Source organism: Komagataeibacter sp. FNDCR2, from assembly GCF_021295395.1.
Classification (GTDB): domain Bacteria; phylum Pseudomonadota; class Alphaproteobacteria; order Acetobacterales; family Acetobacteraceae; genus Komagataeibacter.
Genome location: NZ_JAIWOU010000001.1, coordinates 1,014,132 through 1,038,017, shown reverse-complemented (window position 1 = coordinate 1,038,017; position 23,886 = coordinate 1,014,132). Strand labels below are relative to the sequence as shown.

At 63.0% G+C, this 23,886-nt stretch carries 18 protein-coding genes and 1 tRNA gene; 17 read left to right on the top strand and 2 right to left on the bottom strand.

All coding sequences use genetic code 11. The features are described from left to right. Position 1 precedes the first annotated feature (1 nt). The 12 genes from nuoG to LDL28_RS04845 all read left to right on the top strand — a co-directional run bounded on the left by nuoG (position 2) and on the right by LDL28_RS04845 (position 14,488). Positions 2-2,068 (top strand): NADH-quinone oxidoreductase subunit NuoG, encoded by a 2,067-nt coding sequence (gene nuoG, locus LDL28_RS04900; RefSeq protein WP_233057475.1) that lies wholly within the window; start codon positions 2-4, stop codon positions 2,066-2,068. A gap of 4 nt (positions 2,069-2,072) precedes the next feature. Further along, complete coding sequence (gene nuoH / locus LDL28_RS04895; protein ID WP_233057474.1) at positions 2,073-3,095, top strand: NADH-quinone oxidoreductase subunit NuoH; 1,023 nt, start codon at positions 2,073-2,075, stop codon at positions 3,093-3,095. Next, positions 3,095-3,583, top strand: a complete 489-nt coding sequence (nuoI, locus tag LDL28_RS04890) for an NADH-quinone oxidoreductase subunit NuoI (protein ID WP_233057473.1) — start codon at positions 3,095-3,097, stop codon at positions 3,581-3,583. Before nuoH ends, nuoI begins: the two co-directional genes overlap by 1 nt. 78 nt (positions 3,584-3,661) lie before the next feature. Continuing rightward, positions 3,662-4,435 carry an NADH-quinone oxidoreductase subunit J gene (locus tag LDL28_RS04885; protein ID WP_233057472.1) on the top strand — a complete coding sequence of 258 codons (774 nt, stop codon included), beginning with the start codon at positions 3,662-3,664 and terminating at the stop codon, positions 4,433-4,435. Continuing rightward, positions 4,428-4,751 carry an NADH-quinone oxidoreductase subunit NuoK gene (gene nuoK / locus LDL28_RS04880; RefSeq protein ID WP_233057471.1) on the top strand — a complete coding sequence of 108 codons (324 nt, stop codon included), beginning with the start codon at positions 4,428-4,430 and terminating at the stop codon, positions 4,749-4,751. The genes LDL28_RS04885 and nuoK overlap by 8 nt, the downstream gene beginning before the upstream one ends. 6 nt (positions 4,752-4,757) lie before the next feature. Beyond that, positions 4,758-6,698, top strand: coding sequence for an NADH-quinone oxidoreductase subunit L (nuoL, locus tag LDL28_RS04875; RefSeq protein WP_233057470.1), 1,941 nt, complete (start codon positions 4,758-4,760; stop codon positions 6,696-6,698). A gap of 26 nt (positions 6,699-6,724) precedes the next feature. After that, positions 6,725-8,149 carry an NADH-quinone oxidoreductase subunit NuoN gene (gene nuoN, locus LDL28_RS04870; RefSeq protein ID WP_233057469.1) on the top strand — a complete coding sequence of 475 codons (1,425 nt, stop codon included), beginning with the start codon at positions 6,725-6,727 and terminating at the stop codon, positions 8,147-8,149. Positions 8,150-8,152: 3 nt separating this feature from the next. Next, positions 8,153-8,947 (top strand): biotin--[acetyl-CoA-carboxylase] ligase, encoded by a 795-nt coding sequence (locus LDL28_RS04865; RefSeq protein ID WP_233057468.1) that lies wholly within the window; start codon positions 8,153-8,155, stop codon positions 8,945-8,947. A gap of 317 nt (positions 8,948-9,264) precedes the next feature. Further along, complete coding sequence (locus tag LDL28_RS04860) at positions 9,265-10,908, top strand: ribonuclease J (protein ID WP_233057467.1); 1,644 nt, start codon at positions 9,265-9,267, stop codon at positions 10,906-10,908. A gap of 307 nt (positions 10,909-11,215) precedes the next feature. Continuing rightward, positions 11,216-12,538, top strand: a complete 1,323-nt coding sequence (gene proS, locus LDL28_RS04855; protein ID WP_233057466.1) for a proline--tRNA ligase — start codon at positions 11,216-11,218, stop codon at positions 12,536-12,538. Beyond that, positions 12,538-13,782, top strand: coding sequence for a lipoprotein-releasing ABC transporter permease subunit (locus LDL28_RS04850; protein ID WP_233057465.1), 1,245 nt, complete (start codon positions 12,538-12,540; stop codon positions 13,780-13,782). Before proS ends, LDL28_RS04850 begins: the two co-directional genes overlap by 1 nt. Continuing rightward, a complete protein-coding gene (locus tag LDL28_RS04845; protein WP_233057464.1) occupies positions 13,775-14,488 on the top strand; it encodes an ABC transporter ATP-binding protein in 714 nt (237 codons plus the stop codon). Before LDL28_RS04850 ends, LDL28_RS04845 begins: the two co-directional genes overlap by 8 nt. A gap of 87 nt (positions 14,489-14,575) precedes the next feature. Here LDL28_RS04845 and LDL28_RS04840 read toward each other — a convergent pair whose 3' ends face one another. Beyond that, positions 14,576-15,424 (bottom strand): glycosyltransferase family 25 protein, encoded by an 849-nt coding sequence (locus LDL28_RS04840; RefSeq protein WP_233057463.1) that lies wholly within the window; start codon positions 15,422-15,424, stop codon positions 14,576-14,578. A 295-nt stretch (positions 15,425-15,719) separates the two neighbouring features. On the opposite strand from LDL28_RS04840, the gene dnaE reads away from it, so the two are divergent. The 5 genes from dnaE (at position 15,720) to LDL28_RS04815 (ending at position 23,394) form a co-directional block, all read left to right on the top strand. Next, positions 15,720-19,154: a DNA polymerase III subunit alpha gene (dnaE, locus tag LDL28_RS04835; protein WP_233057462.1), complete on the top strand. Its 3,435-nt coding sequence runs from the start codon at positions 15,720-15,722 to the stop codon at positions 19,152-19,154. Positions 19,155-19,299: 145 nt separating this feature from the next. Beyond that, positions 19,300-20,463: a homoserine O-acetyltransferase gene (locus LDL28_RS04830; RefSeq protein ID WP_233057461.1), complete on the top strand. Its 1,164-nt coding sequence runs from the start codon at positions 19,300-19,302 to the stop codon at positions 20,461-20,463. A 2-nt stretch (positions 20,464-20,465) separates the two neighbouring features. After that, the gene (metW, locus tag LDL28_RS04825) at positions 20,466-21,080 is read left to right on the top strand and encodes a methionine biosynthesis protein MetW (protein WP_233057460.1); all 615 of its coding nucleotides are present in this window, start codon (positions 20,466-20,468) and stop codon (positions 21,078-21,080) included. A gap of 27 nt (positions 21,081-21,107) precedes the next feature. Further along, positions 21,108-21,719 (top strand): nitroreductase family protein, encoded by a 612-nt coding sequence (locus tag LDL28_RS04820; RefSeq protein ID WP_233057459.1) that lies wholly within the window; start codon positions 21,108-21,110, stop codon positions 21,717-21,719. Positions 21,720-22,041: 322 nt separating this feature from the next. After that, positions 22,042-23,394 carry a DEAD/DEAH box helicase gene (locus tag LDL28_RS04815; protein WP_233057458.1) on the top strand — a complete coding sequence of 451 codons (1,353 nt, stop codon included), beginning with the start codon at positions 22,042-22,044 and terminating at the stop codon, positions 23,392-23,394. Positions 23,395-23,784: 390 nt separating this feature from the next. Here the strand turns inward: LDL28_RS04815 and LDL28_RS04810 are convergent. Then, positions 23,785-23,874: transfer RNA gene (locus LDL28_RS04810), tRNA-Ser, on the bottom strand. Positions 23,875-23,886 lie beyond the last annotated feature (12 nt).

The following is a 23,886-nucleotide window of genomic DNA, read 5'->3' as shown; positions in this document are numbered from 1 at the left end:
AGTGGTGAAAGTAACCGTTGACGGTATCTCGGTAGAGGTTCCCCCAGGTTCCAGCGCCCTGCAGGCATGTGAGGCCGCAGGCAAGGAAATCCCGCGTTTCTGCTATCATGAGCGCCTCTCGGTGGCGGGTAACTGCCGGATGTGCCTGGTAGAGGTCGCGGGCGGGCGCAAGCCGGTCGCGTCGTGCGGGTTCCCGGTAAATGATGGCATGCAGATCTTCACCGATACCGAGGTGGTGCGTCGCGCCCGCCGCGCGGTGATGGAGTTCCTGCTGATCAACCATCCGCTCGATTGCCCGATCTGCGATCAGGGTGGTGAATGCGATCTGCAGGACCAGGCCTTCGGGTATGGCGCCGACCATTCCCGCTACCGTGAGAACAAACGCGCGGTCACGGATAAGTATCTTGGTCCGCTGGTAAAGACCGTGATGACGCGCTGCATCCAGTGCACGCGCTGCATCCGTTTTTCGACCGAGATCGCGGGCGTGCCGGAGCTGGGTGGTGTCTCGCGGGGTGAAAACCTTGAAATCACCAACTATGTCGAAAAGGCGCTGACCTCCGAACTGTCGGGCAACCTGATCGATGTCTGTCCCGTCGGGGCGCTGACCTCGCAGCCTTATGCGTTCACGGCGCGGTCATGGGAACTGAAGCGTACGGACTCCATCGACGTATGCGATGCGGTCGGCACAAACATCGTCATGCATGCGCGCGGCGCAAGCGTGCTGCGTATCGTGCCGCGCATCAATGACGAGGTGAATGAGGAATGGCTGGCCGACAAGGGGCGCTTTGTCGTTGACGGTTTCCGCCGTCGCCGCCTTGACCGCCCATGGGTGCGGGTGGATGGCAAGCTCCAGCCCGCAAGCTGGCAGGACGCCTTCGCCACCATCGCAACCCGGCTGAAGGATGTGCCGGGCCAGCGTATCGGTGCGATCGCGGGCGACATGTGCGATGCCGAGAGCATGATGGCGCTGAAGGATCTCATGGAGACATTGGGGTCCGGCAACATCGACTGCCGGCAGGACGGGGCGAAATACGATACGTCCCGCCGCGATTTCTACACCTTCAATACCGGCATCACCGGGATTGAGGAGGCGGATGCCCTGCTGATCGTGGGGTCGATCCCCCGGCAGGAAGCGCCCGTGCTCAATGCCCGCATCCGCAAGCGTTATCTGGCGGCCGGGCGCGGCGGCTTTCCCATCGCCATGATCGGCGCGCCCAATGCCGACCCGACCTATGCGGCCGAGGTGCTGGGGAACGGGCCGGACACGCTGGCGGCCCTGGCCGCTGGCAAGCTGCCGTTCGCCGATGTGCTGGCCAAGGCGAAAAAGCCGATGATCATCGTGGGGCATGGCGCGCTGACCCGTCCCGACGGACAGGCCATAGCGCGCGCGTGCTGGGAGCTGGCGGCGCAGGTGGGCGCAATCACCCCGGACTGGCACGGTTTCAATGTCCTGCATGTGGCCGCCAGCCGCGTGGCGGGGCTGGACCTTGGTTTCCTGCCCGGCCCGAAGGGTCGCGACGTGGCGGGCATGCTCAAGGGCGGGGTGGATGTGCTGTGGCTGCTGGGCGCGGATGAGTTCCCGACCGACCAGATCGGGCCGAAGACCTTTGTGGTCTATCAGGGCCATCATGGCGATGCGGGTGCGGCGCGGGCGGATGTGATCCTGCCGGGCACGCTTTATGCCGAAAAGCCCGGCACTTACACCAATACCGAGGGCCGGGTGCAGCAGGCGTTCCGCGCCGTCATGCCCCCGGGAGACGCCCGGGAAGACTGGCGTATCCTGCGGGCCTTTTCCGAAGTCGCGGGCCGCAAGCTGCCTTATGACACGCTGGAGGCCCTGCGCGCGCGCCTGGTGCAGGCCAATCCCGTATTCGGGCAGGCGGAGTGGAACCGCCATGGCACGTCGGATACCGCTTCCCCGCAGGCGGGCAAGGTTCCGGTATCGAACGCGCCGTTCCGGCCGGTCATTGCCGATTATTACCTGACCCATGCCGTGTGCCGTGCAAGCCCGACCATGGAAACCTGTTCGGGGGTTTACGTGCACCCCGCCATTGAGGCTGCGGAGTAGGTAGATGGCTTATTTCTTTTTTCACACCCTTATCGGCCAGCTCCTGCTGATCGTGCTTGAATCACTGGCGGTGCTCGCGCCCCTGTTGCTGGGCGTGGCGTATCTTACACTGGCGGAACGCAAGGTGATGGCCGCCATGCAGTTGCGCAAGGGGCCGAATGTGAACGGCCCGTTCGGCGTGCTGCAGGCCTTTGCCGACGCGATCAAGATGCTGACGAAGGAGACGGTCATCCCATCGGGCGCGAACCGGATGCTGTTCCTGTTCGCACCGTTCCTGACCTTCTCGCTGGCCATGATCGCCTGGGCGGTCATCCCGACGGGTAACGGGCTGGCGATCGCCAATATCAATGTGGGTATCCTGTACCTGCTGGCGATTTCGTCGCTGGGTGTTTACGGCATGCTGATCGCGGGCTGGGCGTCCAATTCCAAATACGCCTTTCTGGGCGGGCTGCGTTCAGCCGCGCAGATGGTGTCCTACGAGGTCTCGATCGGTCTGGTGATCGTGTCGGTCCTGCTGGCGGTGGGAAGCCTGAACCTGAACGACATTGTGCTGGCGCAGCGCCACGTCTGGTTCTGTCTGCCCATGTTCCCCATGTTCATCGTGTTTTTCATCTCCGCGCTGGCCGAGACGAACCGTGCTCCGTTCGATCTGCCCGAAGGTGAGAGTGAACTGGTCGCGGGCTTTTTCGTCGAATATTCGGCACTTGCGTTCGGCCTGTTCTTTCTGGGTGAATACGCGAACATGTTCCTTATGTCGGGCATGGTCAGCATCCTGTTCCTCGGGGGGTGGCTGCCGCCGCTGGGGATCGCACCCCTGACGTGGATACCGGGGCCGCTGTGGCTGATCGCCAAGATCCTGTTCTGCCTGTTTGTGTTCATCTGGGTCCGCGCGACATTCCCCCGCTTCCGTTATGACCAGCTCATGCGGCTGGGCTGGAAGGTGTTCCTGCCTTTCTCGCTGGCGTGGATGGTGCTGAGCGCGGGATTCCTGATGGTTACGGGCCTTCTGCCCGGAGGAGCAGGTTAATGGGAAAGTTAAGCAAAACCGCCCGCTCCATGCTCCTGTCCGAACTGGTGGCGGGCATGAGCGTGACATTTCGGGCGATGTTCAAGCCAAAGGTCACGATCAACTACCCGTATGAAAAGGGTGTGCTTTCGCCCCGCTTCCGTGGGGAGCATGCGCTGCGGCGCTACCCCAACGGGGAAGAACGCTGCATTGCGTGCAAGCTGTGCGAGGCGACGTGCCCGGCGGAAGCCATAACCATCGAGGCCGAACCGCGCGATGACGGCTCACGCCGCACCACGCGCTACGACATTGATATGACCAAGTGCATCTATTGCGGCCTGTGCGAGGAAGCCTGCCCGGTCGATGCGATTGTCGAAGGGCCGAATTATGAATTCGCGACCGAAACCCGCGAAGAACTTATGTACAACAAGGACAAGCTCCTGGCCAATGGCGACCGCTGGGAAAGCGTTCTCGCCCGCAGGCTCGAGCTTGATGCCCCATACCGCTGACATTGCACGGCCGCCCCGGCGCAGGCCGTGGCCGCCATGCCAGCAGGAGGAAACATCCATGCGGCAGGAAGCTCACCCATGATGACCCAAATCGTCTTTTATGTTTTCGCGGCGGTTCTGGTTCTGTCCGCCACCATGGTGGTGTGTGCCCGTAACCCGGTGCATTCGGTGCTGTTCCTCATACTGGCGTTTTTCAATGCGGCGGGACTGTTCCTGATCGCGGGGGCCGAATTCCTGGCCATGACGCTGATCATCGTCTATGTCGGCGCGGTCGCGGTTCTTTTCCTGTTCGTCGTCATGATGCTGGATGTCCGCTTCGCGCAGATGCGCGAGGGCATGCAGCGTTACGCCCCCATCGGGGCGGCGGTTGGTGGCGTGCTGCTGGTGGAACTGCTCATGGCGTTCGCTCACTGGCGGGTCGCGGGCAATATCGGGCAGATCAGGCATCTTGTGCCCTCATCCCCCACGCGGACCAATACCGCTGCCCTGGGTGACGTGATCTATACCCACTATATTTTCCTGTTCCAGGCATGTGCCCTTGTCCTGCTGGTGGCCATGATCGGTGCGATCGTGCTGACCCTGCGCGACCGGCCCACGGGACGCAGGCAGAACATCGACCGCCAGCACGATCGTGTGCCGCAGGATTCCCTTGAAATGTTGCAGGTGCCGCTGGGTGCCGGGGTCGCGGCCCAGGGTGGCTTCCTGCGCCCACGTGACTCCTACGATGTGGCGGCCGTGCCCGGAACCTACGGGACCGAGGCCTGGCGCCAGTGCGAGGCGGCGGAAGAAAGACAGACCGCCCTGGTGGTTGTGGCGCCGGTGGACGGGACGAAAGGACAGGACAATGGATAACGCGATTGAGGGGATTGGCCTTGCGCCATACCTGAGTGTGGGCGCGATCCTGCTGGTTCTGGGGGTGTTCGGCATTTTCCTGAACCGCAAGAACGTCATCATCATCCTGATGTCGATCGAGCTGATCCTGCTTTCGGCCAATATCAATTTCGTGGCGTTTTCAGCGGCGACCGGCGATCTGTCGGGGCAGGTGATGACCCTGTTCGTGCTGACCATCGCGGCGGCGGAATCCGCCATCGGGCTGGCTATTGTCACGGTCTATTTCCGTAATCGCGGCTCGATCGAAGTCGACGACATTACGATGATGAAGGGGTAAGGGAAAATGCAGATGGCATCCCTCCTGTTCGAGGTGGCGGTGTTCGCGCCCCTTATCGGGTTCCTCGTCGCCGGTGGCTTTGGCCACCTGATGGGTGACGGCGCGGCACGACTGACCACCATCGGGCTCATGACCTGTGCGGCGCTGTCGGCGATCGGTGTGCTGGGCTTCGAGATGGGTGGCGGCATGAACACGGTCATCGTGCCCGTGGCCGAGTGGATCCACGCGGCGGGCTTTACGGCGGACTGGCAACTGCGCATGGATGCGCTGTCGGTCAGTCTGGTGGCCATGGTGACCGTGGTCTCGCTGCTGGTCCATGTGTACAGCGTTGGCTACATGGCGCATGAGAGCGCGCCGGTGTACCGGTTCTTCTCCTACCTGTCGCTGTTCACGTTCGCGATGCTCATGCTGGTGACGTCGGACAACCTGCTCCAGCTCTTTTTCGGGTGGGAAGGGGTTGGTCTCGCCAGTTACCTGCTGATCGGCTACTGGTATGACCGTCCTTCCGCAGCGCAGGCGGCAATCAAGGCGTTTGTCGTCAACCGCGTGGCGGACCTGTTTTTCCTTGTCGGCATTTCGCTCATCTTCATCCGTTTCGGCAGCGTGTCCTACGATGACATTTTTGCCGACATCCCCGCGCATGTGAATGATACGTTCCATCTGTTCGGTACGCATCCGCTGCTGGAGGTGATCGCGACACTGCTGTTTATCGGCGCGATGGGTAAGTCGGCCCAGCTGTTCCTGCACACCTGGCTGCCGGATGCGATGGAAGGGCCTACCCCGGTTTCCGCCCTGATCCATGCGGCCACGATGGTCACGGCCGGTGTCTTCCTTATGGTGCGGATGTCGCCGCTGGTGGAACTGGCGCCCGTCACGCGCGACCTGATCGTGCTGATCGGTGGCACCACCAGCTTCTTCGCCGCCACTGTCGGGCTGGTACAGCCGGACATCAAGCGCAGCATCGCCTATTCCACCTGTTCGCAGCTTGGCTACATGTTCGTGGCGGTCGGGGTCGGGGCCTATCAGGCTTCCATGTTCCACCTGACCACGCATGCCTTTTTCAAGGCGCTGCTGTTCCTGGGGGCGGGCTGTGTGATCCATGCCGTGCATGACGAGCAGAACATGTTCCGCATGGGCGGGCTGTGGCGCAAGATCCCGCTGACCTATGCGGGCATGTGGATCGGCAGTCTTGCCCTGGCCGGTATCTTCCCGTTTGCGGGTTACTGGTCGAAGGATGCGATCCTGGAAGCCGCGTGGATGTCCGATAGCGCCATGGGGCATTACGGCTGGGTCATGGGGTGCCTTACCGCCTTCCTGACCGCGCTGTATAGCTGGCGGCTGATCTTCCTGGTCTTCCATGGCAAACCCCGTGATGAACATCTGTATGAGGGCGCGCATGAAAGCCCGCCATCCATGATGCTGCCGGTCGTCCTGCTGTCCTTTGGCGCGGTTGTGGCGGGTGTGGCGCTGGAGCCGCTGTATATCGGTGCGCATCAGGCCGCGTTCTGGAATGGGGCGATCGCCAGCATTCCCGGTCACGACGTGATTGCCCGGCTTGAACAGACACCGGGGCTTATCGCGCTGGTGCCGACCATTGCCGCCGTTCTGGGCATCGGGGTGGCTTATGTATGCTACATCGCAAGCCCCGGTATCCCGGCGGCAATGGCCCGCAGCCTGCGCCCGGTGTACCTGTTCCTGTTGAACAAGTGGTATTTCGATGAGCTGTATGACGCCGTGATCGTGCGCCCCTACCGCGCGCTGGCGCGTGTGCTGTGGAAAGGCGCGGATGAAGGTGTGGTCGAGGGCATACCCGAAGGGCTGGCCCGCCTTACGTCCGGTACGGCCGGGCAGGCCGTGCGGATCCAGACGGGCTCCATCGCGGTTTATGCCTTTTCCATGTTGATCGGCCTGGTGGTTCTGCTGTCCACCATGCTGTTTTCCCGCTAACCCCAAGGATGTCAGGGCCACTACCAATGAACTGGACACTTGCTCTGCCCGAAATCGTGCTGGCCCTGTCCGGGCTGGCCATCCTGCTTGCCGGGGTGATGCAAAAGCGCGGGCAGGCTTTCTTCTCCTGTGCGATGATGACGCTGCTGGCCTTTGTCGTCACGGGCATCCTTGTCGTCATGTCGCCTGATGGCACCGGCTACGGCCATGTTTTTGTCAATGACGGTTTTGCCCGCTTCATGAAGGTGCTGAGCCTGAGCGGTGCGGCGCTGTCACTGGTGCTGAGCGTGGGCTATGCGCGGGAAATGGAGATCGACAAGTTCGAATTCCCGATCCTGATCCTGTTCTCCACGCTGGGGACCATGATCATGGCCTCCTCCGGCAACCTCATGACGCTGTTTGTCGGGCTGGAACTTTCCTCGCTGTCCATCTACATCCTGTGCGCCTTCGCACGGGACCGGGTTACGGCGGCGGAGGCGGGGCTCAAGTATTTCGTGCTTGGGTCGCTGGCGTCGGGCATCCTGCTTTATGGTATTTCGCTGGCTTACGGCTTTGCCGGAACGCTGGAATATGCCGGGTTGCAGCAGGCCGTGCGCGGTAGCGCCGTGCTGCCCGCCGGGCTGATGGTTGGCATCGTGTTCGTGCTGGTGGGGCTGTGCTTCAAGCTGTCCATGGTGCCGTTCCATATGTGGACGCCCGATGTCTACCAGGGGGCGCCGACACCGGTTACCTCCTACATGGCCGGTGCGCCCAAGATCGCGGCCTTCGCCGTGCTGCTGCGGGTCATGGCCGGACCGTTTGGCAGCATGACGCCGCAATGGCAGCTGCTGATCGAGGTGGTGTCCGCCGCGTCCATGGTGTTCGGTTCGCTGGCCGCCATTCCTCAGGTGAACATCAAGCGGCTCATGGCCTATTCCTCCATCGGGCATATGGGGTACGCCATGATCGGCATGGCCGCGGGTACGGCTGAGGGCACGCGGGGCACGCTGGTCTATCTTGTGACCTACCTGTTCATGAATGTCGGCGCCTTTGCCGGTATTGTCGCCATGCGCCGCAAGGGGCGCGAGGTCTCGCGCATCAGCGACCTGGCGGGGCTGGGGCGTACGGACCCCGGCATGGCGCTGGCCATGGCGGTGTTCATGTTCAGCATGGCGGGCGCGCCGCCGCTGGCGGGCTTCTTCGGCAAGCTCATGGTGTTCTATTCCGCGATCAATGCGCAGCTTTACGGGCTGGCGGCGATCGGTATCATCAGCAGCGTGATCGGGGCGTATTATTATATCCGTATCGTCAAGGTCATGTTCTTTGATGCGGCGGCTCCCGCGCTGGACCGTTCGCCTGTTTCCGTTTCGTTCGTATCGGTCGGGATGGGGCTGGTGACCGTGTTCTTCATGGTCGGGCTTGGCCCCGTCTCCACGGCGGCGCAGGCTGCGGCCGCCGCCCTGTTCAGGTAACATATGCCAGATATCCCGGCCGCTTCCTCCGCCATCCTGCTTCCCCGCGCATGCGGGGATGCATGGCGGCTGGAAGTGCATGACCGGCTGGGATCAACTTCCGACCTGTGCAAGACCCGGCTGGAAGCGGGGGAGGGCGCGAATGGTGTCGCGATCCTCGCACTGGAACAGACAGCCGGACGCGGCAGCCGGGGGCGTGAATGGGCCGACCCGGGGGGCAATCTCGCCCTGTCCATCATGCTGACAGGGCAGGGGACGAGCGTGCCCGTGGGGCTGTGGCCCTTCATTGCCGGACTGGCGCTGTATGACTCCGTGGCCCGTTTCCTGCCCACGGATGAAATGCTGGAACTCAAATGGCCTAATGACCTGCTGCTGGCGGGCCGCAAGATGGCGGGTATCCTGATCGAGACCGGGACCACGGCGGATGTGGCGTGGCAGGTGATCGGGATTGGCGCCAACCTGCGGCAGGCCCCGCTGATCGCGGGCCGTGAACTGGCCTGCCTGGCGGATTATGGGCCTGACGTTCCGGCTGCGCCCGTGATGGCCCGGGCTTTGCTGCAGGAACTGGATACATGGCTGCTTCGTTACGCTACCAGTGGATTTGACGCGATCCGTACCGCATGGCTGGAACGCGCGCATCCGGTTGGCACACCTATTGGCGTAAGGGCGGGAAACCAGCAGTTCAGTGGTCATTTTTATGGTCTGGCCGACGATGGCATCCTGCTGCTGCAAACGCCATCCGGCCTGCGGCGTGTCGTAACGGGGGAAGTGCTGCTGTCCCCTGTGGGACAAGAATAATCGGGGCGGACCGAGGAAAGAGATTTAAGTTCGCGGGATTACATGATAATCCCGTGCAAGAATTAGTAGCGTCGGCCTGAAAGCCTGCGTGGTGTTGAACGCCATTTCCAGCCATCCGATCCATCCGGTGGGGCATGGGGAAGTGAGCCGGGTCCACCGTGCAGGTCAGGCCACATGTCGGCAACGGGCTGGCGACGAACGGGATTACTGGCCTGAATGGGCTGACAACAGGGCATGCCATTCGACACGGAGCAGGCGTTCCGCGTCCATTTTTTCGAATCCATCTCAAAGCATCTCAATAGAAACAGGACTTCTTGATGAATGATATAACAGGCGTTTCATTCCTTCCGCTGGGCGGAACAGGCGAAATTGGCATGAACCTCAACCTCTACCGGCAGGGAGAGGCATGGCTTGCGGTTGACTGCGGTATCGGCTTCAGCGGCAACGACACGCCGGAGGCGGAGATTCTCCTGCCGGATCCGGTCTTCATCGCCGAACGCAAAAAGGCGCTGGCCGGGCTTGTCGTCACCCATGCGCATGAGGACCATCTGGGCGCCATCGCCCATCTGTGGCCGCAACTGGGCTGTCCGGTTTACGTGACGCCGTTCGCCGCCGCCGTGCTGCGGCGCAAGCTGGGCGAGGCGCAGTTGCTCCAGCAGGTGCCGATCCATGTCGTGGCGCCGGGCAGTGCGTTTACCGTTGGTCCGTTCGACCTGCGCTTCATTTCCGTGACCCATTCGGTGCCCGAGTCGCAGTCGCTGGTGCTGCGCACGCCGCAGGGTATCATCATCCATACAGGCGACTGGAAGATCGACCCCAACCCGCAGGTGGGGCCGCCAACCGACCTTGAAACCTTCGCCGCGCTGGGGCGCGAGGGTGTGCTGGCCATGGTGTGTGACAGCACCAATGTCCGGACCGAGGGGCCTTCCGCGTCGGAAGCGGATGTGCGGCGCGAAATGACCCGCCTGATCGCCTCGCTTGAGGGGCGGATCGCGGTGACGTGCTTCGCCAGTAACGTGGCGCGTGTGGAAACGCTGGCCAAGGCCGCGCATGCGGCGGGTCGCAAGGTGGCCGTGGTGGGGCGCAGCCTGCGCAACCTGGAGGTCGCGGCGCGCGAATGCGGTTATCTGTCCGACGTGCCGCCCTTCCTGTCCGAACAGGAGGCGAATTCCGTTCATGAGGACCAGATCCTCCTGATCGTGACGGGTAGCCAGGGTGAACCGCGTTCCGCCCTGTCGCGCATTGCGTCCGACACCCACCCCAACATCTCGCTGGGTGAAAACGATACGGTCATCTACAGCAGCCGCATGATCCCCGGCAACGAGCAGGCGGTGATCCAGGTGCAGGACAACCTGACCCGTCGTGGCGTGCAGGTGATTACGGACAAGGATCATCTGGTGCATGTATCGGGCCACGCCACGGGTGGCGATGTGCGCATGCTGTATGACCTTGTGCGTCCGCGCTTTCTCATTCCCGTGCATGGTGAGTGGCGTCACCTGACCGCCAATGCCGCCATTGCGCAGGAACTCGATATCGAGCCGGTCCTGCTGGAGGATGGTGACATCCTTGATATCCGCGCCAATGGCGTGGAGGTGGGCGATACCGCGCCGACCGGGCGGCTGGTGCTGGATGGCGGCCGTATCCTGCCCATGAACGGGGGTGTGCTGTCGGCCCGGCGGCGCATGCTGTTCAATGGCATGGTGCTGGGCAGTTTTGCCGTGGACGATGAAGGTTACCTGATCGGTGACCCGAAGGTCAGCGCGCCCGGCCTGCTGGATATGGAAGACCCCGAAACCCTGCGCATCACGGAAGAATTCGGCAATGCGCTGGATGAAATTCCCGATGAACTGCGCGCGAACGACGCGACCTTCCGCGAGGCCGCGAAAACCGCCCTGCGCCGGGCGCTGGGCCGCAAGCTGCAAAAGCGCCCGCTGGTGGATGTGCACCTGCTGCGCGTCTGACCACGGCGCACAGGGGCCGGAAATGATTATGGCAGGAAGCGGCTGACCGTTTCCTGCCATTTTTATTTGGTACGTTTTCCCTAAACCCGGCGTCTTTTACGCAACCAGATTTGCCCGCGCACATTAGCCCTGCCACGGTGGGGCGGCTACTCCCCCTCACGCGGATGTTTACACCATGGGGGCGGGAAGCCATCACGCTTTGGTGTGGCGGGAATGTGGGGGGCGCACATGCCCCATTCCACGCGGGTTCCGATTGGTCTAGGGTCCGTCGCATCACTGGTTCCCCTACTTCAAGGTTCATACGGATATGCGTCTGTCCCGCAGTTTTCTGCCTACCCTCAAGGAAAATCCGGCCGAGGCCCAGATTACCTCGCACCGGCTCATGCTGCGTGCGGGCCTGATCCGCCAGACTGCCGCGGGCATCTACGCCTGGCTGCCGGCCGGATGGCGGGTCTTGCAGAATATCGCGGAAATCGTGCGCCAGGAACAGAACGCCGTGGGCGCGCAGGAACTGCTGATGCCCACCCTCCAGTCCGCCGAGCTGTGGAAGCGGTCGGGGCGTTATGACGCCTATGGCCCGGAAATGCTGCGCATCCGTGACCGCCATGAGCGTGACATGCTGTATGGACCGACCAATGAGGAAATGATTACCGACCTGTTCGGCCAGGTCATCAAGTCCTACAAGGAACTGCCGCAGGTTCTCTATCACATCCAGTGGAAGTTCCGTGACGAGGTGCGCCCCCGTTTTGGCGTGATGCGCGGGCGCGAATTCTACATGAAGGACGCCTACAGTTTCGATCTGGACTATGACTCCTCGGTCGATACCTACCGGCGGATGATGCTGGCCTATCTGCGCACGTTCCAGCGTCTGGGCGTGCGCGCCATCCCGATGCTGGCCGATACGGGGCCGATCGGGGGCGAGCTGAGCCATGAATTCCTGATCCTCGCCCCCACGGGGGAAAGTGGCGTGTTCTTTGACAGCGCGCTGGAGGAGCAGGACTGGCTGGGGCAGGATGTGGATATTGCCGACCGCCAGTCGCTGGAGCAGTTCTTCACGCGCATGACCTCGTTCTACGCCGCCACCGATGAAAAGCACGACACCGCCGCATGGGCGCAGGTTCCCGCCGCGCGCCAGCGCGAGGGACGGGGCATCGAGGTCGGGCACATCTTCCATTTCGGGCGCAAATATACCGAGTCCATGGACATCACGGTCAGCGGGCCGGATGGCGCGCCGCTATTCCCGGAAATGGGGTCTTACGGCATTGGCGTCTCGCGTCTCGTCGCCGCCATTATCGAGGCCAGCCATGATGAAAACGGCATCATCTGGCCCGAATCCGTCGCCCCCTTCCGCGCTGTGATCATCAACCTCAAGAGTGGCGACAGCGTATGTGACGCCATGTGCGAGAAGCTGTACGCCGCCGCCCCGGAGCATTTCCTATACGATGACCGCGCGGAACGCGCCGGCGCGAAGTTTGCCGATGCGGACCTGATGGGGCACCCGTGGCAGTTGATTGTCGGCCCGCGCGGGGCGAAGGATGGCAAGGTCGAGATCAAGAACCGCCGCACGGGTGAGCGCACCGAGGATACGCCCGAAGGCGCCCTGGCCCTTGTCATGAAAACACCGGGCTGATGTTCGGCCCCTTTGAGCGGATGGTCGCCGGGCGCTACCTGCATGCCCGGCGCGGGGAACGCTTCGTTTCCGTCATCGCGATCTTCTCGCTTGTGGGGATCGCGCTTGGCGTCGCAACACTCATCATCGTCATGTCGGTCATGAACGGGTTCAAGGCCGATCTGCTGGGGCGTATCCTTGGCCTGAACGGGGATCTGAGCGTGTACGGCATTTCCCGCACCATCAGCGATTATGATGATGTGGCGGCCCGCGTGCGCGGCGTGCCCGGCGTGGTCTCGGCGGCGCCCCTGGTGGAATCGCAGGTGCTGCTCAATTCGGGCAATTACAACGCGGGCGGGCTGGTGCGGGGCATGACCCGTCATGACCTGATCGGCCTGCATGAGGTTAGTGACAACCTTGTCGCGGGCTCCATGGATGATTTTGGCGATGACGACACCATCATCGTCGGCACCACGCTGGCCGAACGCGCGGGGCTGACCGTGGGCGGCAGGCTGACCCTTGTTTCGCCCCAGGGGGCGGCGACGGCCTTTGGCACCATGCCGCGCGTGCGCGCCTACCGTGTGGTGGGGATTTTTGATGCCGGGGTGAACGACTACAATGCCGGTTACGTCTTCCTGCCCCTGCATGCCGCACAGGTCTATTTCCAGTTGCCCGGACAGGTCACGCAGGTGCAGGTCATGACCCGGGATGCGGAAAATGTCATCCCGGTCCGTCAGGCCATTGAAAAGGCCATGAACGGCGATGTCCGCGTCATGGACTGGACGCAGAGCAACAACGCCTTTTTCGGCGCGGTGCAGGTGGAACAGAACGTGATGTTCCTGATCCTGACGCTGATCATCCTTGTCGCCGCGTTCAATGTGATTTCCTCGCTGATCATGATGGTCAAGGACAAGAGCGCCGATATCGCCGTGCTGCGCACGCTGGGGGCCACGCGGGGCGCGATCATGCGCATCTTCCTCATGTGCGGGGCGTCGGTCGGGGTGACGGGCACCGTGGTGGGCACGGGGCTGGGAATCGTGTTCTGCCTGAATATCGAGCATATCCGTCAGGTCCTGCAGCGCATCACCGGCACGGACCTGTTCAATGCCGAGGTGTATTATCTTGAACACCTGCCCGCCAAGCTGATCTGGTCGCAGGTGGCGGAGGTGATCGCGATGGCGCTTGCGCTCTCGCTGCTGGCCACGCTCTACCCATCATGGCGGGCCGCCAGAACCGACCCGGTGGAGGCCCTGCGCCATGAATGAGGTGGTCAACGCGCCCCCGCTGCGCCTTGATGGCGTGGCGCGGCGCTATATCAGCGGCGAGGAAACGCTCGATGTGCTGCGCGGGGCGGACCTTACCCTCCATCCGGGTGAGATCGTGGCGCTGGTCGCCCCTTCGGGCACGGGCAAGTCCACGCTCCTGCATCTGGCCGGGCTGTTGGAAAAACCGGATGCCGGGTGCGTCCTGCTGGCGGGACAGGACGCGGGCGCGCTGGCGGATCGGGAGCGCACACAGCTCCGGCGTGACCGGATCGGGTTCGTGTACCAGTTCCATCACCTGCTGGCGGAATTCAGCGCGCGGGAAAACGTCATGCTGCCGCAGATGATCGCGGGCGTCGCGCGGCGCAACGCCCGTGCGCGGGCGGATGAGCTGCTGGGCGCGTTCGGGCTGGAGCACAGGCTGGAGCACCTGCCCGGCAAGCTGTCCGGCGGCGAGAAGCAGCGCGTGGCCATTGCGCGCGCGCTGGCCAACCAGCCCCATGTGCTGCTGGCCGATGAGCCGACGGGCAATCTGGATGTCCATACGTCCGATGCTGTGTTCGACGCGCTGCTGGGCACCGTGCGGGCGCATGGCGTCGCAGCCCTGATCGCGACCCATAACATGGACCTTGCGCGACGGATGGACCGTGTTGTGACCCTGCGCGATGGGCAGGTCGTACCGTTGGAAGACGCACGGGGCGCGGGGTGACGGCCTGATCACCCGCGGTCTACGGTGTTGCCTCCATCATCCGATCGCTGCGGGCAGGACGGGAGAGGGACGTTCGGTTCAGGCGAATCAGGGGCGTGCCGGTGCGTGGGAGGCTTCAGCCTCCGGTTCGGGTCTGCGCCACAGGTCGGGTAATGCGTGGCCGTAATAAAACCCGCGCTTGAGTATGTTTTCCACCAGCCGCAGGCCAGGATTGGCCGCGAAATACAGCGCGCGTTCCAGTCCCGTGGTGGTGGGCGTGCTGGCAAAACGGGCATTACCGATATAGGAGGGGAATTTGTCGTTCTCCCGCGCCACTCCGGGCCAGACGCTCAGGGCGCCAAGGCCGGTTTTCCAAGGCTGTCCCATCAATGTGTCGATCGGGGTGGCCGTGTAATGCAGGCAACGCAGGATTTTGCGCGCACCAGACGGGCTGATCAGATAGGCATGGGCCCCGCCGGGTGTTGTGGAAATCCGGGTCAGCCAGTAATCGCGCCCCAGCGGGACAAGTTTGCGCTGCCGGCGGGTGGCGTGTTTCTCATCACCAAAAAAACGCACGAATTCCCATTTGTCGCGCCGGGCCATCAGGGCGCGTACGACATGGGGCCAGTCAGGGGAAAGAAGGACGTCGTCTTCCAGCACGATACACGGCGTGTCCTCGGTCGCGATCCGCTGTATGGCTTTTTTATGCGACAGCAGGCAGGCTATTTCCCCCGAATAGAGATCCTTGCCCATGAAAATCCGGCGTCTACGGCTATTATAGATCTCGTAATCGCGGTCGGTCAGGTCAAGGGCATCAACCGCGTCCCAGAATTCAAAATCCAGCCCAAGGCAGGTAAGTTGTAGCGTTAATGTCCGTCGGCGTTCTACAGCGCGCGGCAGGCTGATAATAATAATTGGTGGGAAAGTATATTCCTTATAGTTTTTTTTGTTATTCATTGTTGTTTAGTTCAATTATACACTATGAAATAATATTGCATAAGATCTATATGTGAACGAGCTTTACCACACAATATCAGTGCTGTCATTGCAAAAACAGGTATGTATTGCCGATTCATCACGGGTATCTAAAGCTGAAGCCAGCACTATTGTAAGGCTTCCCGCACAAAGGCCGCAACATGGGCTGTACGTATCATGGAATCCTTCGCCAGGCCATATCCCGTGGCATCGGATGCCCCGCCGGAACATGTCGGGGATGGTGTAAATCGGGCTGTCAGTAGGGTAGAGTGCCGACATGTCCCATGCCGATTTCATTCACCTGCGCGTCCATTCCGCCTATTCCCTCAGCCAGGGCGCCATCCGCGTGCCCGAACTGGTGGCGCTGGCGCATGACATGCACATGCCCGCCGTCGCGATCACCGATACGGGCAACATGTTCGGGGCGCTGGAATTCTCGCAATATTGCGGCAAGAAGGGCGTGCAGCCCATCATCGGCTGCCAGGTCGCCCTGCCGGCGCGTAGCGACAAGCCCGGCACCCCGGCCGAGCCGGTCGTGCTGCTGGCGCGCGACGCGCAGGGGCTGGCCAATCTCCAGATCCTGTCCTCCGCGGGCTTTCTGCAGCATGAGACGGATGAGCCGACGGTAAGCCTCGACCTGCTGTGCCAACATGCGGGCGGCCTGTTTTTGCTGACGGGCGGCAGCCGGGGCCCACTGTTCAACATGCTGGCCGAAGGGCAGGAGCCGGAAGCCACCCGCCTGATGGCCCGGCTGCATGAGGCATATGGGACCAACATGGCGGTTGAACTGCACCGCCACGGCCGCGCGGCCGAGCAGGCGGTGGAGCCGGGCATGATCGCCATGGCCGACCGCATGGGCCTGCCGCTGGTGGCCACGAATGAATGTTTCTTCCCCCGGCCGGATATGTACGAGGCGCATGACGCGCTGCTGTGCATCGCGCAGGGCCGTACCATGGCCGAGCGCGATCGCTGGCGCGTCACCCCCGAACACTGGTTCAAGCCGCCGGAGGTGATGCGCGAACTCTTCGCCGACCTGCCCGAAGCCTGTGACAATACGCTGGAAATCGCGCGGCGCTGCGCCGTGCAGGTGGAAACGCGCAAGCCGCTGCTGCCCATGTGCCCCAAGGTGCAGAAAGGCAGGACCGAGGACGAAACCCTGCGGAACATGGCCATCACCGGCCTTGGCCACCGCCTGTCACGCATGAAGGTGGATGAGGAGACCCGTAAAAAGTACGAGGAACGCCTGGCCTTTGAACTCGACATCATCGCGCAGATGGGCTTCCCCGGTTATTTCATGATCGTGGCCGACTTCATCCAGTGGGCCAAGGCGCATGACATTCCCGTGGGGCCGGGGCGTGGCTCGGGCGCGGGTTCGCTGGCCGCGTGGGCGCTGACCATTACCGATATCGACCCCATTCCCTTCAACCTGCTGTTCGAACGGTTCCTGAACCCCGAACGCGTGTCGATGCCGGATTTCGATATTGATTTCTGTCAGGACCGGCGTGATGAGGTGATCCGCTATGTCCGGCAGGAATACGGGCCGGACCGCGTGGCCCAGATTATCACGTTCGGTAAGCTGCAGGCCCGCGCCGCCGTGCGCGACGTGGGGCGCGTGCTGGGCCTGCCCTATGGCATGGTCAACCGCGTGGCGGAACTGATCCCCAACAACCCCGCGCAGCCGGTCACGCTCAAGGCCGCGATCGAGGGGGAGCCGCGCCTGCAGGAAATGCGCGACGAGGACGAAGCCATCCGCCGCCTGCTGGAAATCGGCCAGCAGCTTGAGGGCCTGTTCCGCCACGCCAGCACGCATGCCGCGGGCGTGGTGATCGGTGACCGCGAACTGGTGGAACTGGTGCCGCTGTACCGTGACCCGAAAAGCGAGATGCTGGTCACGCAGTACAACATGAAGTTCGTGGAGCAGGCGGGACTGGTCAAATTCGACTTCCTTGGCCTTACCACGCTTACCATCTTGCAACGCGCCGTGAAATTCCTGCATGGCATGGGCATAGAGGTGGATCTGTCGGCCCTGCCGCTGGATGATGCCCTGACATACGACATGCTGGCGCGTGGCGATACCGGCGGCGTGTTCCAGTTCGAAGGGGCGGGGATGCGCGATGTCCTCAAGCAGATGCGCCCGACCCGGCTGGAGGACCTGATCGCCGCCGTGGCGCTGTACCGCCCCGGCCCCATGGCCAATATTCCCGATTACTGCCGCCGCAAGCATGGCGAGGCATGGGAGCCCCCGCACGAGGAAATCCGCGATATCCTCGAAGAGACCTATGGCATCATGGTCTATCAGGAACAGGTGATGCAGATCGCCCAGAAAATGGCGGGCTACAGCCTGGGCGGGGCGGACCTGCTGCGGCGCGCCATGGGCAAGAAAATCCGCGCCGAGATGGACCGCCAGCGCGAAATCTTTACCGAAGGGGCGACGAAGCGCGGGATCGGGAGCGAGAAGGCGGCCGAGGTGTTCGACCTCATGGCCAAGTTCGCGGATTACGGGTTCAACAAATCCCATGCCGCCGCCTACGCGCTGGTGTCGTACCAGACCGCGTGGATGAAGGCGAACCACCCCGTCGCCTTCCTTGCCGCGTGCATGTCGCTGGCACGGGAAAAAACGGACAAGCTGGCCGCCCTGCGGCAGGAGGCCGAGCGGCTGGGCATTCGCGTGCTGCCGCCCGACATCAATGCCTCCGGACCTGATTTCACAGTTGAAAAACTGCCCGATGGCGTAACCTACGGCATCCGCTACGCACTGGCCGCGGTCAAGAAGGTGGGTTTGGGCGCGATGGAAAGCCTTGTCGCCCGGCGCGGCGACAGGCCGTTTACCGACCTTGAGGATCTGGCCGCCCGGCTTGACTCGCGGCAGGTCAACAAGATGCAGCTTGAAAACCTTGCCCGCGCGGGCGCGTTCGACACGATCCTGCCCAACCGGGCGCAGGCCTGCGGCGCGGCGGAAACCGTGATGCGCCGCGCGCAGGCCAATGCACAGGAAGCCGCCAGCGGCCAGATCGGCCTGTTTGGCGGTGGGGGGGGCGGACCGGCACAGCGTGAACCGCTACGCCTGCCCCGCACGGCGGACTGGCCTGAATTCGAGCGGCTGAACATGGAAGCCGACGCCATAGGCTTCCACCTGACCGGCCACCCGCTCGATTCCTATGGCCCGCTCATGCGCAGGCTGGGCGTTGTGCGCGCCACGGGGCTGGAAGCGGCGGCGCAGGCCGGGATCGGCCGGGTCAAGATCGCGGGCTGCGTGGTGGACCGCAAGGAGCGCCCCACACGCACCGGCAACAAGATGGCATGGGTGCGCCTGTCCGACGCCAGTGGCGGGTGTGAAGTCACCTTCTTTTCGGAGGTGCTGTCCCGCTCGCGTGAAATCCTCGCGGCAGGCAACGCCGTGGTGGTGAGTGCGGACCTGAAGCTGGAAGGCGAGGCCCTGCGCATTACCGCGTCCGATGTGATGGAGCTGGAACAGGCGGCGGCGGAGGCGGCGGCGGAACTGCGCATCTGGTTCGATCAGGCGGCGGCCCTTGAGCCGATCCGCGATGTGCTGCACGGCAATGGCGGCGGGCGCGGGCGGGTTATCCTGCTGCCATCCGTGGCCGAGACACGCGATGTGGAACTGACCCTGGCCGAGCGGTACCGCGTAACCCCGCGCGTGGCGCAGATGATCAAGGCGATCGAGGGCGTGGGTAGGGTAGAGCAGTTCTGAGGCGGTGGAACTGGATGATATGGCCATGAACCTTGCATGTATAAGCCTGTAATGTCATACGCTGTACCGGCAGGCGGTCCGCGCAGCGGGCCGGTCACGGGCCTGTCGTTTTCATCGTCCCTGTCGACGCAATGCCGGATACAGAATGGACCAGACCGTTTCAGTCAATAACCTGTCGCACCAGCATGTGACCTTTCCGGACGGATTACGTCTGGATTGTGGATTCCATCTGGCGCCGGTGGATGTGGCCTATCGCACCTACGGCACGCTATCCGACAGGCGGGACAACGCCATCCTTGTCTGCCACGCGCTGACGGGTGACCAGTACGTGGCCGACCCCCATCCGCTGACAGGCAAGCCCGGCTGGTGGAACCGCATGGTCGGCCCCGGGCTGCCCATCGACACGGACAGGTTTTTTGTCATCTGCGTCAACGTGCTGGGCGGGTGCATGGGGTCAACCGGCCCGCGCAGCCTGCACCGGCGCGAGGACGGGACGGAGGAGCCATGGGGCACCGCTTTCCCCGCCATCACCATCCGCGACATGGTGCGCGCCCAGAAACTGCTGATCGACCATATGGGCATTGACCGGCTTCTGGCCGTGGTGGGCGGCTCCATGGGGGGCATGCAGGTGCTGGAATGGACCGCGACGTATCCCGGCTGCGTGTTCGCGGCCATGCCGATCGCGACCTCTCCCTTCCACTCGGCCCAGAATATCGCATTCAACGAGGTCAGCCGCCAGGCCATCTTCGCCGACCCGCAATGGCATGGCGGCCGTTACTGGGAATGTAACGAGGTGCCGGCCCGTGGGCTCGCGGTCGCGCGCATGATGGCGCACATCACCTACATGTCCGAAGCGGCCCTTACGCGCAAATTCGGTCGCCGCGTGCGTCAGGAACCGGGGCGGGGCGGGGTGCCGGGCGCCCTGTTTGGCGAGATGTTCGAGGTGGAAAGCTACCTGCGCCATCAGGGCTCCTCCTTCGTGCGGCGCTTTGACGCCAATTCCTACCTGACCATCACACGCGCCATGGATTATTTCGATCTGGGCGCGGAGCATGATGGCGACATGTCGCGTCCGTTTGCCGGTACGCGCACGCGGTTCTGCATCATCTCCTTTTCCTCCGACTGGCTGTTCCCCACGTCGCAGGCGCGGCTGGTGGCGCGTGCGCTCAACCGGGTGGCGGCGAATGTGTCCTTTGTCGAGATCGACAGTGACAAGGGCCATGACGCCTTCCTGCTTGACGAGCCGGATTTTGACCGCACCATCCGTGGCTTCCTGGCCGGAGCCGCCGAACATGCCGGGATTGCCTGACCATGCGCCTTGACCAAAGGCTGATCGCCGGAATGATCCGGCCCCGGACACGCGTGCTGGATGTGGGCAGTGGCGACGGCGCGCTGCTGGACTACCTGTTCCGCAACAGCGGGTGCGACGCCCGTGGCATCGAGATCGACATGAAGGAAGTGACGCGCGCGGTCGCCCATGGCCTGCCGGTCATGCATGGCGACGCGGACCATGACCTTGCGCATTATCCCGACAACGCATTCGATTACGTGGTGCTGCAGCGCACGCTCCAGGCCGTGGAGCGCCCGCGTGAGGTGCTGCGCCAGATGCTGCGTATCGGGCGCTACGCCATCGTGTCCTTTCCCAATTTCGGGCACTGGCGGCTGCGCGTGCAGATGCTCCTGCGCGGGCGCATGCCCATGACCACGGTGTGGAATACGCCGTGGTACGATACGCCCAACATCCACCCCTGCACGATCCTCGACTTTTTGACGCTGTGCCGGGATGAGGGTTATGTTGTCCAGCAATGGATGGCTGTGGATGAAGACGGCGAACGCGCACCGTGGCGGCGCTCGATCCGGCTGGCCAACCTGTTTGGTGAACAGGCGCTGTTTCTGTTGCGGCGCAAGGACACCCGACGGACATAAAAAACGCCACGGCGGGGAGATGCGATAATGGATACTCTTGAGGCGATCCGGAACCGGCGCGCCATACGCGCCTATGACCCGGACCACCGGATCAGCGATGCCGAACTGCACGCCATGCTCTCGGCCGCGCGGCTGGCGCCATCCGCGTTCAATATCCAGCATTGCCGTTTCGTGGTGGTCAGGGATGCGGAACTGCGGCGTGAACTGCGCAAGGTGGCGTGGGATCAGCCCCATGTGACCGATGCCTCCGCTCTGGTCGTGATCTGTGCCGACCGTGATGCGTGGAAGGACAATCCCGCGCGCTATTTCGAAGGCGCGCCCGAGGATGTGAAACAGCACATGGCCGGGATGATACGAAACTATTACGAAGGCCGTGAATGGGTCCAGCAGGACGAGACCATGCGCAGTTGCGGCCTGGCGGCCCAGACCCTGATGCTGGCGGCCACGGACATGGGCTACCAGTCCTGCCCGATGGACGGTTTTGATTATGAAGCCGTGGGCAAGCTGATCAACCTGCCCGAAAACCATGTGGTGGCGATGTTCGTCGTCATTGGCAAGGGGACGGAGGCGGCCCTGCCGCGCGTGGGCAAGCTGGCCGAGAGTGAAGTGATCCTGACCGACCGTTTCCCTGCCGCCTGAACGGGGTGAAAACACGGAATATGGCGTGGCCTGCGTGAAAATGCTTGCGGTTGCCCACGCAACGCAGTACAGCATCGCGCTTGGGAACGGACCGCGCCTGTTCCTGTTGCTGGTTTGATTGCACGTGTTCTTGACGCGGGGAACACGCAGAAACGCAGACTGGACCGGCCTTTATTTCTCACATGATATCCTTGCGACGGCAGACTGTGCGCCCCCGGCCAATACGGGTCCGGGGCCGGGTATGTCTGTTGGTTCGCTATCCGGGCATGCTGCCTGCCGCACGGCCTGCGGCCCCGTTTTTTCGCGCCAGGAGGCGCCATTCATGACAACGTTTGCCGATCTTCATCTTGCGGAGCCGCTGCTGCGCGCTCTGGACGAGGAAGGCTACGCCACCCCGACCCCCATTCAGGCCGGGGCTATCCCTTACCTGCTGGAAGGGCGTGATCTGCTTGGTCTGGCACAGACCGGCACGGGCAAGACCGCGGCTTTCGCGCTGCCCATCCTTGACCGCCTGCTGCGTGAGAAGGGACGCGCCAACCCGAAGGGCGCACGCGCCCTGGTGCTGGCGCCCACGCGCGAACTCGCATCCCAGATCGGGGAGAGCTTCGCATCCTACGCCCGCCACATGCGCTTCACTTACGCTGTCGTATTCGGTGGCGTGGGGCAGGGGCGCCAGATCGAGGCCCTGCGCCGTGGCGTGGACGTGCTCGTGGCCGCCCCCGGCCGCCTGCTTGACCTGATGGGTCAGGGCCATGTTGACCTGTCCGGGCTTGAAGTGCTGGTGCTTGATGAAGCGGACCGCATGCTGGACATGGGTTTCGTGCGCGACATCCGCAAGATTGTGGCCGCCCTTCCGACCGACCGGCAGACCCTGCTGTTCTCGGCCACCATGCCCAAGAGCATCGCCGACCTGGCGCATGGCCTGCTGCGTGACCCGGCCACCGTGCAGGTGACACCGCCGTCCAGCACGGTGGACCGTATCCGTCAGGCCGTGATGTTTGTCGATACGGGCAACAAGCGCGAGGCGTTGAAGCTGCTGGTCGATTCACCCAAGGTTGAACGCGCCGTGGTGTTCACGCTGATGAAGCATGAGGCCAACAAGGTCGCGGCCTTCCTGAGCGAACACGGCATTACGGCGGAGGCCATTCACGGCAACAAGTCGCAGGGCGCGCGTGAGCGGGCCATGTCCGGCTTCCGTTCGGGCAATGTGAAGGTGCTGGTAGCGACCGACATCGCGGCCCGTGGCATTGATGTCGATGACGTGACCCACGTGTTCAACTACGACCTGCCCAACGTGCCGGAAAGCTATGTGCACCGCATTGGCCGTACGGCGCGTGCGGGGCGTGAGGGCTGGGCCGTCTCGCTATGCGATGCGGAACAGCGGGCATGGCTGCGCGATATCGAAAAGAATATCGGCAAGAACATCCCCGTCGTGTCCGAGCATCCCTACCATTCGGAAGCGGCTGAGAATTCAACCATGCGGCCCCCGGTTCTGGGCGGTGGTCGTGGCCGTGGTGGCGGGGGTGGAGGTCGCCCCGGCGGCGGACGCCCCGGTGGTGGTGGCCGTCCGGCAGGTGGCGGTCGCCCGCCCGCGGGCGCACGCGGTGGCCGACCCGGTGGTGGTCGCCCCGGTGGTGGCAGCCGTTCGGGCGGGGGTAACCGCCGCGCGGTCTGATCCATGACGCTTCTTTTCGCATTGCCGGAAAGAAGCCCGGAGATGGTTTACTGGAAAAGCATCCGGCCATACAGGTCGGATGCTTTTTTACTTTTTCTGTATTTGTTTGTTATTTAATACCGTACAAACTGTTGCCATTTTGTTTTATAAATAGCATCAAGGCTGTGGTAGGTGAAAAAGCCGAAACGGCAATACCTTATCCAGACCGCCAGTGTGGCAGCAGGGCAATCCCCCAGTATCTGCAGGCCGATATGTCCTGATCGTCGCGTGCCCGCAAAGGGATGGAACGCCATAAAACAAAATAGGAACGACAGATGCAGGCAATGCCGACAGAAGGGGAGACAGCCACGCCTTCTGAAACAGACTGATGCCGGATGGGGGGAGTCAGTTTGGCGGAGAGGGTGGGATTCGAACCCACGGTACGCTCACACGCACGGCGGTTTTCAAGACCGCTGCCTTCAACCGCTCGGCCACCTCTCCATATCGTCTGTT